Annotated in this window: 12 protein-coding genes; 5 read left to right on the forward strand and 7 right to left on the reverse strand. The window is 60.9% G+C overall.

The genetic code is table 11. From position 1 onward, the window contains the following. Nucleotides 1-267, reverse strand: a complete 267-nt coding sequence (locus ACUTJJ_RS03300) for a DUF6460 domain-containing protein (protein ID WP_004439806.1) — start codon at nt 265-267, stop codon at nt 1-3. A gap of 168 nt (nt 268-435) precedes the next feature. Between ACUTJJ_RS03300 and ACUTJJ_RS03305 the strand changes: the two genes are divergently transcribed. The 3 genes from ACUTJJ_RS03305 to ACUTJJ_RS03315 all read left to right on the forward strand — a co-directional run bounded on the left by ACUTJJ_RS03305 (nt 436) and on the right by ACUTJJ_RS03315 (nt 2,835). Continuing rightward, nucleotides 436-1,377 carry a methyltransferase domain-containing protein gene (locus ACUTJJ_RS03305; protein ID WP_445541289.1) on the forward strand — a complete coding sequence of 314 codons (942 nt, stop codon included), beginning with the start codon at nt 436-438 and terminating at the stop codon, nt 1,375-1,377. A 134-nt stretch (nt 1,378-1,511) separates the two neighbouring features. Next, nucleotides 1,512-2,123, forward strand: a complete 612-nt coding sequence (locus tag ACUTJJ_RS03310) for a YitT family protein (RefSeq protein WP_063949651.1) — start codon at nt 1,512-1,514, stop codon at nt 2,121-2,123. 70 nt (nt 2,124-2,193) lie between these two features. Next, nucleotides 2,194-2,835: a YitT family protein gene (locus tag ACUTJJ_RS03315; protein ID WP_445541290.1), complete on the forward strand. Its 642-nt coding sequence runs from the start codon at nt 2,194-2,196 to the stop codon at nt 2,833-2,835. A gap of 25 nt (nt 2,836-2,860) precedes the next feature. Here ACUTJJ_RS03315 and ACUTJJ_RS03320 read toward each other — a convergent pair whose 3' ends face one another. Together ACUTJJ_RS03320 and ACUTJJ_RS03325 are read right to left on the reverse strand one after the other, a co-directional pair. Next, nucleotides 2,861-3,322: a carboxymuconolactone decarboxylase family protein gene (locus ACUTJJ_RS03320; protein WP_445541291.1), complete on the reverse strand. Its 462-nt coding sequence runs from the start codon at nt 3,320-3,322 to the stop codon at nt 2,861-2,863. A gap of 107 nt (nt 3,323-3,429) precedes the next feature. Continuing rightward, the gene (locus ACUTJJ_RS03325) at nt 3,430-3,933 is read right to left on the reverse strand and encodes an RrF2 family transcriptional regulator (RefSeq protein ID WP_209085523.1); all 504 of its coding nucleotides are present in this window, start codon (nt 3,931-3,933) and stop codon (nt 3,430-3,432) included. A gap of 45 nt (nt 3,934-3,978) precedes the next feature. On the opposite strand from ACUTJJ_RS03325, the gene ACUTJJ_RS03330 reads away from it, so the two are divergent. Continuing rightward, nucleotides 3,979-6,570: a ligase-associated DNA damage response DEXH box helicase gene (locus ACUTJJ_RS03330; RefSeq protein WP_445541292.1), complete on the forward strand. Its 2,592-nt coding sequence runs from the start codon at nt 3,979-3,981 to the stop codon at nt 6,568-6,570. A 46-nt stretch (nt 6,571-6,616) separates the two neighbouring features. Continuing rightward, nucleotides 6,617-7,345: a ligase-associated DNA damage response endonuclease PdeM gene (gene pdeM, locus ACUTJJ_RS03335; protein WP_209085519.1), complete on the forward strand. Its 729-nt coding sequence runs from the start codon at nt 6,617-6,619 to the stop codon at nt 7,343-7,345. A gap of 14 nt (nt 7,346-7,359) precedes the next feature. On the opposite strand, the gene ACUTJJ_RS03340 is transcribed toward pdeM, so the two are convergent. The 4 genes from ACUTJJ_RS03340 to podJ all read right to left on the reverse strand — a co-directional run. Next, a complete protein-coding gene (locus ACUTJJ_RS03340) occupies nt 7,360-7,797 on the reverse strand; it encodes a universal stress protein (RefSeq protein WP_445541293.1) in 438 nt (145 codons plus the stop codon). A 154-nt stretch (nt 7,798-7,951) separates the two neighbouring features. Continuing rightward, nucleotides 7,952-8,779, reverse strand: a complete 828-nt coding sequence (locus tag ACUTJJ_RS03345; protein WP_063949658.1) for a TIGR02186 family protein — start codon at nt 8,777-8,779, stop codon at nt 7,952-7,954. Beyond that, nucleotides 8,776-9,702 carry a sulfite exporter TauE/SafE family protein gene (locus ACUTJJ_RS03350; RefSeq protein ID WP_144575905.1) on the reverse strand — a complete coding sequence of 309 codons (927 nt, stop codon included), beginning with the start codon at nt 9,700-9,702 and terminating at the stop codon, nt 8,776-8,778. Before ACUTJJ_RS03350 ends, ACUTJJ_RS03345 begins: the two co-directional genes overlap by 4 nt. A gap of 263 nt (nt 9,703-9,965) precedes the next feature. Continuing rightward, nucleotides 9,966-13,480 (reverse strand): cell division protein PodJ (podJ, locus tag ACUTJJ_RS03355; RefSeq protein WP_445541294.1); only part of this gene is annotated, 3,515 nt, incomplete at its 5' end.

Below are 13,480 nucleotides of genomic sequence, written 5' to 3' on the forward strand. Positions count from 1 at the left end.
TTAGCGGCGATAGCTCAGAAGTCGCAGGATGATGAAAACCGGAATGACGATCGTTGCGCCAAGGATCAGATAGTCGCCGATTGCACCGAGCGCATGGAAACCGCTGCGCCAGAGGTCTACCACGAAATCGCGCGCGCCATAGATGATGTTCCAGGGCGTCAATCCGAAGATCGCCATCAGGAAGCCGACGAGCAATGAAACGACGAGCAGCTTCACCACGGTGCGGGCCACCGTGTCACCCAGCAATTTGTTGACCTCACCGGCCATCCGCAAGTCTCCTGTTTTGTCCTGACATATGGCGCAAACCGCTTCGATGCAAGTTTTTGAGGTGCACACCGCGCCGTATCCGTCAATTCCACGCAGGGCCATGAAATAGGACTTGAGTTTTTTTATGGCTTGATAAATGACAGCCGGCATCTTCTCAGGAAATCATTGATGGCCCCAAACCAGTTTTCTTCCGGTGACGTCATTGCCGACCGCCGGGCCGATTATGCCCGCATGTTGGCGGAAGGCGGTGATTATCCCGCCGCCGCCGAACTTATGGAACAGGCGCTGGAACTTGCGCCACGGTGGACGGCGGGCTGGTTTCGCTTCGGAGAATATCTCGAAAAGGCGGGTGAGACCGCAAAGGCGGTGGCGGCTTACGAGAAAGTCGCCGGAATGGATGGAGAAGGGCTGTTTGCAGCCGAACTGAAGCTGGCGGTTCTCGGCGCCGCCGAAACTCCCGAACAGCCGCCGAGCCGCTATGTGGAAGGGCTGTTCGACGATTACGCCGACCGTTTCGAAACCTCGCTTGTCGAGAAGCTCGATTACAGCGTGCCGCAAAAGCTGGCGGAGCTGATTGCTAAAGCGGCAGATGGCAGCGTCTTCGATACGGTTGTCGATATTGGCTGCGGCACCGGCCTGCTCGGCATCGAAATTCGCTCCATGGCAAAGCGGCTCGAGGGCTTTGATATCTCTCAGAACATGCTGGCAAAGGCCGAGGAGAAAGGCCTTTACGATCATCTCGCCCAAGCCGATCTCTCACTGGAGATGGAGACTTCAGGGCTTTTTACCCCTCTACTGAGGGAGCATCGCGCCGATCTCGTCGCGGCTGCCGATGTGATGATGTATCTCGGCAGCCTCGAAAGCGTCATGCCGCTCGTTTCCGCCCTGCTCAGACCATCGGGCTTCTTTGCCTTCTCGGTGGAGGATGCGGGGGACGAGCAAGGTTTCGTGTTGCGGGAATCCCTCCGTTACGCGCACTCCCAGAGCTATGTAGTCGATCTTCTCGAGCGGTCGAGCTTCTCCCCAATCGAAATCCGCAAAACCACCATTCGCAAGGATGCCGGAAAACCACTTTCCGGCATTCTCTTTCTTGCCCGCGCCAAAGCTTGAACATTCCGTTTGTTGCCTTTTTCGCGATAGGTCAGCCTTACTTACGTAACTATCTTGATCCTGCGTTTATTGCAGTGCAAAATACCCGCGAAAACCGAGGGTAAAGCGTGGGCACGACAAGAAGCGTTTACGGCATGTGGAGTTCCGATCCGGCCAAACATGCGCCGGTGGAAGACGTGCAGGGCATCGTCACCGGCGCGATCGTTTCGGCGCTCGGCTTTTATCTCCTGAACAAGGTAGGGCTTCTGACGGGCGGGACCGCGGGCGTCGCCTTTCTTATTCATTACGCCTTCGGCATCAGCTTCGGACTGCTATTCTTCCTCGTCAACCTGCCGTTCTATTACCTGTCATTCCGCCGCCTCGGTCTTGCCTTTTCGCTCAAGACCTTCATCGCCATCGGCCTTGTGTCGGTGCTGACCGAAGTGGAGGCGCGATGGATGGTGATCGACAGCATCAACCCAATCTGGGCGGCGCTGCTCGGTGGCCTGCTTTTGGGCTATGGTCTTCTTGCGCTTTATCGCCACCGCGCCAGCCTCGGCGGCATCGGCATTCTCGCCATCTATATTCAGGACCGCTTTGGCATCCGCGCCGGTTTGATCCAGCTTGCTTTTGACGCCATGGTCATGCTCTGCGCCTTCCTCGTCATCGATTCCGCAACCGTGGTTTATTCGATCGTCGGCGCCTTCGTTCTCAACATGTTTCTGGCCATCAACCACCGCTCTGACAGATACATCGTGGTGCGCTGAGGCGACGCTTGAAAAAATTGCGCGGCGAGCGCAAAGCTCATTGGGGCATCCGGCAAAAGGGGAAATGGCAATGAGCGATATCACCGCACGCAAGCGTTTGAACCTGTGGGCGTCTGCGCCGGAGCGTCATTCATTGCTGGAAGATGTGCAGGGTGTTCTGGCGGGCAGCATGCTGGTCTCGCTTGGCGTCACTCTGTTCTCGGCGGCGGGTCTGTTGACCGGCGGCACGGTCGGACTGGCGTTTCTCGTGCATTACGCTTCCGACCTGAGCTTCGGCACGGTCTTCTTCCTCGTCAATCTGCCGTTTTATTATCTGGCCTTCCGCCGTCTCGGCCTTGCCTTCACGGTCAAGACCTTCTGTGCCATCGCGATGACCGCGCTGCTTTCCGAATATATGCCCGGCTTTTTTGCCTTCGAGAGCATCAACCCGATTGCCGCGGCGCTGTTCGGCGGGCTGACGGTGGCGGCCGGCATGCTGGCGCTGTTTAGACACCGCACCAGCCTCGGCGGCTTCGGCATCCTGGCGCTCTATTTTCAGGATCGTTTCGGCTGGCGCGCCGGCCTCGTGCAACTCGCCTTTGACGGCATGGTGCTCGCCTGCTCCTTCTTCGTTGCGACGCCTTTCGTTATCCTTTTCTCCATTCTCGGCGCGCTGGTCATGAACCTCACGCTCGCCGTCAATCACAGAAACGACCGCTACATCGCCATGTAGCGGCCGTTCGATGGGGCAAGGTGGCTCAGGCCGCCTTCGCCGCCGCGTCGATCGGATGCTGCGAGCGGAAGCCGACAGCAATGCGGTTCCAGGTGTTGATCGCGCCAATCGCAACGGTGATCTTTACGATGTCCTCATCGGAAAAATGTGCCTTCAGCGTCTCGAAGGCCTCATCCGGGGCGCCGGTTTCGGCAATCTTCGTCACTGCATCCACCCAGCCAAGCAGCGCCCGTTCTTGCTCGGTGTAAACCGGCGACTCGCGCCAGACGCTCATCAGGTTGATCCACTGTTCGGACAGCCCGTCGTGGCGGCTTTCCTTCACATGCATGTCCACGCAGAAGGCGCAGCCATTAATGATCGAGGCACGTAGCTTGATGAGGTGAATAAAGCGGCGGTCGAGACCGCTGGCTTGAACGTAATTCTCAAAAGCCATCATGGCCTTGAACGCTTCGGGGGATGCCTTTGCATAGTTGACGCGCGTTTTCATGGGTCTCTCCATCGGTTGTGTGGGTTGAAGGCAAGTGTCATCGGTCCGGAAAGCGGCAAAGCTGTCCGGCAACGTGATTGGTGATTATTTCGAGTCTGTTGTTCGGGTCAGCGCGTCGTCGTCTTGCGCTCATTCATGTCGAGAAAGGCGCAGCCGCGCGCGGCAATCCCGCCGTCGTCATTGGCAGCAAGATCGCCCAGAATGTCGGCAATGGTGGTTTTGGCGAGTTCCGCCCGGTAGACCTTTTCGGCTTTTAACATCGCGGCGTTGATGCCACAGGGTTTGGTGAAATAACGGCCGGGCAGCGGGTTCGGCCCGCGCTGGCGGATCTCCGCGCAACGAAACGCGGGCTGCGGTCCTTCGACAGCCAGAACGATATCAAGCAGGGTGATCTTGTCGGTCGGTCGGGCCAGACGATATCCGCCCTTCGGCCCCGGCACCGTCGCAACAATGCCCGCGCTGGACAGCGATTGCAGGTGCTTCAGAAGATAGCTCGTGGAAACGCCATGGAATTCCGCCAGAGCTGCAGCGGACAATACGCCGCCTTCGGAAAGGCCGGCTAGCATGCCCACACTGTGAATGGCCTGTTCAACGCCGTCGCCGAGTTTCATTGGTTTCTCACATCCTGTCGTATGTATCGTGGATATTATTTATCCATGATTCTGTTTTCCTGTCAAGCGGCCTCTTTGCACTCTTCTTTTTCTCAAGTTTTTCACTACCTTGAAGAGGTGAAGCACACCGAGTCCCCCACACCCGGCACGCATGTCGGCTCCTTGCCCCTTCCATTCCAGAAATGGTTTGCCGAAAAAGGGTGGTCTCCGCGCGCCCATCAGCTGGAGCTGATGGCCCGGGCGCGGGGCGGGGAAAACATGCTTCTGATCGCGCCAACGGGCGCGGGCAAAACGCTCGGCGGCTTCCTGGCTTCGCTCACCGATCTGGCGGAGCGCGGCAAGGTGCCGCCCGGCTCAGGTTTTGTCGGCGTGCACACGCTCTACATCTCGCCGCTGAAGGCGCTCGCAGTCGACATCGAGCGTAATCTCACCAAACCCGTTTCTGAAATGGGTCTGCCGATTGTGATCGAAACCCGCACCGGCGATACGCCCCAGGCGAAACGCCAGCGCCAGAAGGTGCGCCCGCCCGACATCCTGCTGACGACACCCGAGCAAGTTTCGCTGCTGCTGGCTAACAAAGAAGCAGAGCGCTTTTTCCGCGATCTGAAATATGTGGTTCTTGATGAGTTGCACTCGCTGGTCACGTCCAAACGCGGCCACCTGCTGTCGCTGGCGCTTGCGCGGGTGCGTCGCCACGCGCCGGATGTGCGTTTCATCGGGCTTTCGGCCACGGTGGCGGAACCGATGGATTTGCGCCGTTACCTCGCGCCGCAGGGGCAGGGCGAGCCGCCGGCCGGTCTCATCACGGTTGAAGGCGGCGCAAAGCCGGATATCTCCATTCTGCAAACGGAAGAACGCATCCCGTGGTCGGGGCACTCTGCGCGTTATGCCGGCAAGGATTTGTACGAGGCGCTGAAGCGGCATCAGACGACGCTCGTCTTTGTGAACACACGCTCCCAGGCGGAAAGGGTCTTCCAGGAACTCTGGACCGTGAACGACGACAATCTGCCGATCGCGTTGCATCACGGCTCGCTCGATGCCGGTCAGCGCCGCAGGGTGGAGGCGGCGATGGCAGAGAACAAGTTGCGCGCCGTCGTCGCCACGTCGACGCTCGATCTCGGCATAGACTGGGGTGATGTCGACCTCGTCGTGCATGTCGGTGCGCCCAAGGGGGCAAGCCGTCTAGCCCAGCGTATCGGCCGTGCCAACCACCGCATGGACGAGCCGTCAAAGGCGATCCTCGTTCCCGCCAACCGTTTCGAGGTGATGGAGTGCCGGGCGGCGCTCGATGCCAATTACATCGGTGCGCAGGATACACCGCCGATTGCTGAAGGCGCGCTCGATGTGCTTGCCCAGCATGTTCTCGGCATGGCGTGTGCCGAACCCTTCGACGCGGATGAACTCTATCGTGAAGTCACGACAGCCTCGCCCTACGCCGACCTGCCGCGCGCCACCTTTGATCGGGTGGTGGATTTTACGGCGACAGGCGGTTATGCGCTGCGCACTTATGAACGCTATGCCCGCATCCGCCAGATGAAGGATGGCCGCTGGCGTGTCTCCAATCCTGCGGTCGCCCAGCAATATCGCCTCAACCTCGGTACCATCGTCGAGGCAGCGGAACTCAATGTGCGCATGGTCAAGCGCAATGCCAAGGGCACGGTCGGGCGCGGCGGCATGTCGCTCGGCAAGGTCGAGGAATATTTCCTCGAACAGCTGGTGCAGGGCGACACATTCTTCTTTGCCGGCAAGGTGCTGCGGTTCGAGGGTATCCGGGAGAATGAATGCCTGGTCTCGCAGGCTTTCTCTCTCGATCCGAAGATACCTTCTTATGCCGGTGGCAAGTTTCCGCTCTCGACCTATCTGGCGGATCAGGTGCGGTCGATGCTTGCCGATCCGGCCCGCTGGCAGGCATTGCCGGATCAGGTGCGTGAATGGCTGGAAATCCAGAAGGAAAAGTCTATCATCCCGAAGCGCGACGAGTTGCTGGTGGAGACCTTTCCCTTCCGCAAACGCTTCTTCATGGTCATGTATCCCTTCGAAGGACGGCTGGCGCATCAGACGCTCGGCATGTTGCTCACGCGCCGGCTGGAACGCGCGGGCGCAAAGCCGATGGGTTTCGTCGCCACCGATTATTCGCTCGCCATCTGGGCCATGCAGGATATGGGCATGCGGCTGAAATCCCACCGGCTGTCGCTCGCAGAGCTGCTCGACGAAGACATGCTGGGCGACGATCTGGAGGCATGGCTGGACGAATCCTTCATGCTGAAGCGCACCTTCCGCAACTGTGCCATCATTTCGGGCCTCATCGAACGCCGTCATCCCGGCAAGGAAAAAACCGGCAGGCAGGTGACCGTGTCGGCCGATCTTATTTATGACGTTCTTCGCAGCCATGAGCCGGATCATATCCTGCTGGAAGCCACGCGACGCGATGCCGCAGCAGGACTTTTGGATATTGGCCGTCTTGGAGATATGCTGAAGCGAATCAAGGGACACACCACGCATCGCGCGCTGGAGCACGTCTCGCCCCTTGCCGTTCCGGTCATGCTGGAAATCGGCCGGGAGACGGTGGCGGGCGAAGCGATGGACGATGTGCTGGCCGAAGCCGCCGATGAGCTGATTGCCGAGGCCATGTCCTGACACAGGCCCATGTCCTGAAAGACGCATTGAAGGAACGACGACAACATTGCTGAGCCGGCTGACATTGAGCGACAGATTTTCCAATGGCTTCGAATGCCTTGGCAGCGAGACCGTTATCAATGGCGTTGCCGCCTGGTGCGACCCGCTGGGCGGGCTCTACCTGCCTGACCTCTCGCTTCTCGTCGTCTCCGATCTGCATCTGGAAAAGGGCGCAGCCTTCGCCCGGCGCGGCTCCATGCTGCCGCCCTACGACACCATCGCCACGCTTAAAATCCTGTCGTCGCTGATCAGCCGCTACGATCCGAAGATCGTTGTCAGCCTGGGCGACAATTTTCATGATCGTGTCGGTTCGCAGCACCTGCCGCTGCCGCTGCGCGAACTCATCCGCGAGATGGCCCGCGGTCGCGAATGGATCTGGATCAACGGCAACCATGATCCCGATGGCACGGTCGATCTGCCGGGTTCTTCGGTGGATGAGATGTTTTACGGCAATCTCGTTTTCCGCCACGAGCCGAGGCTCGGGGATGCCGTGGGGGAGATCGCCGGGCATCTGCATCCGTCTGCAACCGTGCGCCGTCGCGCGAAGACGGTACGGCGGCCCTGTTTCGCGACCGATGGGTCGCGTCTGCTGATGCCGGCATTCGGCGTGATGAGCGGCGGGCTGGACCTGCGTCATAAGGCCATGCACGGCCTTTTCGATCATGCCGCCCTCGTCGCGCATCTGATGGGGCGCGACCGCATCTATTCGGTCCGGTTTTCCAATCTGCTCGGCTGAGATTTTACCGCGCCCTATTGGCGGTAGACCAGCACCGGTATCTTCGAATTCTTGAGGACTTTGGCCGTGATGCTGCCGAGCAGCATCTCGATAAAGCTCCTGCGCCGGTGCGAGGCCATGGCGATGAGGTCGCAGCCGGTCCTGTCGGCGATTTCGATGATCGCTTCATCCGGCCGGCCCGCGCGGGCAAGCAGCGCCTCGCAGTCTATCCCCATGGCGGCGGCATGTGCCTGCGTGTCGCGGAGCAAATGCTCGGCCTCTTCGCATCGGTGAAATTCTTCTTCGGCAATGGCGGCAATGTCGTCGACATCGCTCGCAATCACGTGAAAGGCCTCCGATACCGTCACGACGGTCACCTTTGCGCCTGCCTCCCTGGCGAGGGCGAACCCTTGGTCGATTGCGATCTGCGCCAGCGGCGAGCCATCGGTGGGAATGAGAATGTGCTTGAACATGACATTTCTCCTTTTCATCCCCGCTACAAATCCGCGCTGCCTTGAAGGCTACGCAGGGTCGTAACGGCATGAATTTTACCGCAAACCGGTGACGGAAGCGAATGCTATCTCTGGCGGGCAGGTTGCTTCGCCGGATTTCGCAGGGTGAGAGGGATCAGTCCTTTCGGAAGATGATACTGGCGCCCCAGCCTGTCACGACCGCGAGCAGGACGCAGAGCGCGCCATAGGCAAGCGGTGTCTGGTGCGCGGCATCGGTGATCGCCTGTTCCATGCCGGTCTTGACGACGCGCAGTTTCAGTTCGCGCTGAGCGATGAACTTGCCGCTCTTGAAGAGATAGGCGCGCGCGGTGTGCACACCATTCGGCACGTTGGCGGGCAGGCGCAGCGTCGCCCAGAACAGGCCGGTTCGTTCCAGCCGCACCCCGGTCGTGTCGTTGCGATAGATGCCGCTTGAAAGCTTGAGCCGACGATAAGCCTCCTGGAAATCGAAGACGTTGTCCGGCACGCCGGAGAAGACGGCACTTTTGAGCGACAGATGGTCGACGCCGAGCCCCATGGCGCGCAGCGTTCCGGGCGAGGCGACGTCGTTGATATTGCGCGTGCTGGCCATGGAATAGGATTCCGGCAGCGGCGTGAAGGTGATGGCGCTGGTGTTGATCCAGATGCCTGCCACACGCTGCTTCTTGCGCACGGTCATATAGTCGCTCGGCCCTTCCAGCGTCACGACGATATCATATTGGCCGATGGCCAGGAGCAGCTGGTCGGTATTGTTGAGCGCGCCGAAGAGGGTGAAATCCGCCCCGCGAAAATCAGACGCGATGGGGATTTCGGTCGTCGAAGCGCCGATTTCGATATTTTCCTGCAACGGTCGCTGCTGCGGGCCGGGTGGCAGGGCAAGCGGGGGCGTCTGCGCAGAAGCTGTCTGCCCGACGACAAGCAGGAAGAGAAGCGACAGAACGGCAAGCAGCGGGCGTGCGGTCAATACCCCAGCCCTCCAACCGCTACCGAAAACAGATCGTCCGGCCGCACCACGAGCGAAACCGCAAGACGCAGCGCAACGGCAAGGACAAGCAGCGCCAGCAAGGCGCGCAGCTGTTCGCCGCGCAGCTTCTGGCCCACTCGCACGCCATATTGTGCACCGATGACGCCTGCCACCATCAGGATGAAGGCGAGCACGACGTCGACGGAGTAGTTGGTCGCGGCCTGGACGATCGTCGTATAGGCGGTCACGAAAATGATCTGGAACAGCGATGTGCCAACGACAACGCTGGTGGGGATGCGCAAGAGATAGATCATCGCCGGCACCATGATGAAGCCACCGCCCACACCCATGATCGAGGTGAGGATACCAATGCCGAAACCGAGGGTGATGACCGGAATGATGCTGAGATAGATCTTCGATTTCTTGAACCGCATTTTTAGCGGCAGGCGATGAACCCAGTTGTGATGGCCGGGCCGACGCAGGGTCACGGTTTCGTTGCGGGCGGCGCGGCGAAGCGCCGAAATGCTTTCCTTCAGCATCAGCCCGCCAACGGTGCCGAGCAGGATGACGTAAAGCAGTGAGACGATGAGATCGAGTTGGCCGATGCTGCGCAGGAAAGAAAATATCCACACGCCAACGGTGGCCCCGACGAGGCCGCCGACGAGAAGCACGCTGCCGAGCTTGATATCGAGCGTCCCGCGCCTGAAATGCGTGATCGAGCCTGAAACGGAGGATGCAACCACCTGGTTCGCACCGGTCGCCACGGCGACCACGGGCGGAATATTGTAGAAGATCAGAAGTGGGGTGATCAGAAAGCCGCCGCCCACACCAAACATGCCGGACAGAAAACCGACGGCCGCGCCCATGCCGAGAATGATGAAAATATTCACCGACAGTTCTGCGATCGGCAGATAGACAGTCACGGCTCGGACCTCGGGCAAATGGTTCCGGGCGGCAGGGCTGTCCGGGTAAGGGGGCCGCGCCGCGATTTACACTTTCTGTCTGAAAAGACCGGGCATGCCCAGCCTTCCTTCGTCATGCCCGCGAGGGCCTGACCTGTCAACATTCAACGGTAAATACGTTGATAATTAGGAAAGATAGCTGACATGCGTGGGCACGGGGCCACATTCCGGCGCGGTGTCGCACAGAAGCGGCCACAAGGGCCGCCTCACATGGTTTCCAAACTTTATTTGTTGCGGGCGAGAAGCGCGGTCACCAGCTCATTGGTGATACGCCCATCCGGCGTCTGGCCGACGGACTTCTGGAAGTCCTTGATGGCTGTCACGGTGTTCTTGCCCAGCTTCCCGTCCGGCTGGCCGGCATCGAAACCGTTCTTGTTGAGGATCGCCTGAATGTTGCGGATTGCCTTCTCCATGTCGACGGAGGCGGTTTTCACACCTTCCTTACCCGCCCATTCCTCGGGTGGGTTGACGCTGTTGGCGTCTTCCGAAAGCGGCTTCACCTTCCAGGCATCCACCTTGGCCTTGGCGCTCTGAAGCTGCTGCGGGCTCATGGCGCCTGCAACCTCGTCGCGCTTTTGTGCTGCGTCCGCATCGCCATCCTTGGCGGCGATGGCGAACCATTTGTAGGACTCCTCGATATCCTGCTTCACACCGCTGCCGCGCGCGTAGAGAATGGCGAGGTTGAACTGGCTGTCGCGCACACCGAGTTCGGAGGCCTTGATGAACCATTGCGCGGCCGCGCCGAAATCCGGCTGGCCGGCTGCGTCGGAGGCAAGCAGAACCGCGAGATTATGCATCGCGCCGGCATTCCCCTGTTCGGCAGCCAGCGTGTAATAGCGCTTCGCTTCGGCAAGATTGCGCTCGACCCCGTTTGCCTTCTCGTAGAGGTTGGCAAGACGGTATTGCGCAGGAGCAAGGCCGCGATCGGCCGCCATCTTGTACCACTTTGCTGCTTCCGCACGGTCAATGGTGACGCCGCGACCCTCGGTGTAGCGCGCCGCGATCTCGAACATGGCCTGTGTATCGCCTTTGGCAGCGGCTTCAGCAAGCGATGCGGGCTCGATGCCGGCGGGGACGGCAATGGCGTTTTCCGCAGACGGTGCGGCCACAGTAGATTGAGCCGGCGCCGGAGTGCTGCTCTGTGCGACGGTGCCGGCCTTTGTGGGTTCCACGGCAGGTACATCCGCAACTGGAGGCTCGTCCGGCAGCGGCGCGCCGCCTATCGTGCGGTTGTCGATGGTGTTTTGTGCCGGGGCCGAGTTTTCGATGCTGTCGGCCGATGCCGCCTCTTCCGGATCGACGGCGAGGGCGGAGGGAATGGTGACGGCCTTCTCGCCCGTTTCCGGAAGCGCGGAAACCGGCGCGTTGTCCATCTTCTGCTCGATGAGCCGTGCCGGGGCTTCCGCGCCACCGATCAGCGTCTTGACGAGCGGCATGGCCATCATCGCCAGTAGAATGGCGCCGATGCCGAGCAGCAACGGGCGGCGATAGCGTGAAAGAGCGGACGCGTCTGCCTTGCGGCTCTTCTTTCCGGTGTCCAGCTTCTCGGGCGATGTTTCCATAGCGGCGGCTTGGGCGGCGCGGCGGGCAGCGGCGATAAAATCTGTCCGTCCTTCCGCATCTGCGGGCTTACCGGTGGCCGCCACCTGGCTTGCACGCACGCGCTCGAGGATTTTCTTGATATCGGGCGCGCCTGAGCCTGGCTCCAGAAGTTCATTCTCCTGGCCAGCCGGCAGAACGTCGATCGGATCGAGCGACGGGGCTGGCTCAACCTGCGTGCGGGCGGAAGAGGCCGAAACGGGTTCTTCCTTCGTCTTGGCGGGCTTTGCCGTGCTTGTCTTGAAGCGCTTGGTCAGGCCGGCGAGCAGGCTCTTTCTTTCCGTTTTTGCTGGCTTGGCGGCGGCCGGCGGCACGATCGCGGTCGCGTCGTCTTCGCCGGCATCGTTGAGAATAGCCTGCTCTTCGGCGATATAGCCTTCTTCCGGGAAGATGGCGGCAGGCATCGTGATGTCTTCGCGGCCTGCGGCAACCGCCTGCTGCGTAACGTGGCGAGGAGCCGCCTCGCGGTAGCCGTTGTCGAGATTGTCGAGGCGGCCGGCGATCTGCACCAGCGTTTCATGCAATGCTTCGAAGGTGCGGTGCGTACGCTCTTCGGTGTTGCGGCTCAGTGCTTCAAGGTTGCGCAGATCGGCCGCAAGATCGGTCAGCATCGACATGTCGGCGATGTTTGCGCCAGCGGAAAGATTGTTGCGCGTATAGGCGTCGAGAACGGCCTCGGCCGCCTGCCGGGCCGCTTCGATGATATATTCGTCGTTCGACGCCATGTAGTCTTCGATCGCCGCCATACGGGCGTCGAGTTCCGGCGACATGCCAGCCGCCTGCACCTGCACCGGCTGGCTGATCAGCGTGGAGAGATGGGCGATCTGGTTTTCTAGGCTCGCCAGCGCGTGGCTGTCGGCGGGCGCGGCATGGGCGGACTCGTCAAGGCGGGCGGCGATCGTGCCGAGACGCTCTTCCAGACGGGAGAAGGCGCCGTCGCTGAAACCCGAAGCCGGCTGCGGCTGGCTGTAGCGGTAATCGAGATCTTCGATCCGGCGCGACAGCAGGTCGAGCCGCTCGGCCAAGCCGTCATTGACGGCACCATGATCCAGCGCATCGATCTTGCGGGAGATATCGCTGAGGAAAGATGTCAGTTCCGCTTGCTGGGAGGGGCGCTGCGAGCGCTCCAGAAGCAGGGAAAGCTGGTCCAGCCGGTCGTGCAGCTGCGCAGCGTCGCGCGCGGTGCTGAGTTCATCGATCTTGCCGGAGAGCGCTTCAAGGCGGGCGGTGAGGTCGGACGCCGGTTCCGGCTTGGCGGCGGCAAGGCGATTGATGTCGCCGAGCTGTTCGGCAAGGCCGTTCAGCCGGCTTTCCAGCCGCTGCGCCAGCGCATTGTCCGTTGCCTGTGCGTTCGCGCGCGTGCCGGTTGCGGCTATGGCGCGGCTGATTTCGTCCAGCCGCTGGTCGAGACCCGAAAAGTGCTCGATAAAGGCAGCCTCGTTGGGCTGCATATGCTTGCCGAGCTGCTCCACGGCGCTGGCAATGGTGATGAGCTTCTCCTCAAGCACGCGCACGGCGGGATTGTTGCTCATGCCGCCGAGTTGCGTCTTGATGTCATCGAGACGGTAGGCGAGCGAAACGATCTCATCCTGCAACGAGGCCGCATCGAAACCGCGCAGCGTGTCTTCCACAGTGTTCCAGCGGCTTTCGATCCGATGCACGCTGTCTTCGCGCGCAAGCTGGTCGATGGTCAGACGCAGGTCTTCGAATTCGTTGCGCAGGCCATAAACGTCGGGCGATGCCAGATTGCCGAGCTGGTCGATGCTCCCGGCAAGCCGTGCGATGTCGTCACGCAGATCGCCGATAAATTGCTGGTCTTCCGCCACCGCGCGGATGTTGCGGATTTCGGCGCGCAGTCCCTGCGCTTCCCGGGCAACTCCCTCGGCAATATCGCTCTTCAGCTCATGGCGAAGATTAACGAGCGCCTGGGCGATTTCCTGCAGGGCCGCGTCATTGCGCGGTGTTTCCTGCTGGTAGGAAGGAATGGCGCGCGCGCGTGGCGCAGCCTGAGGAGCCGGCTGAGCCTCCCTCTGCCGATATTCCGGCGCGAGCGGCCGTGTGATGGTGCGTTCCGGGCGGGCCGCAGGGTCCTGCGGCCGCTGGAAGCTCGTCTCCAGCAGACGCTGACGCTGGCGAATTT

Source organism: Agrobacterium sp. DKPNP3 (assembly GCF_052686535.1).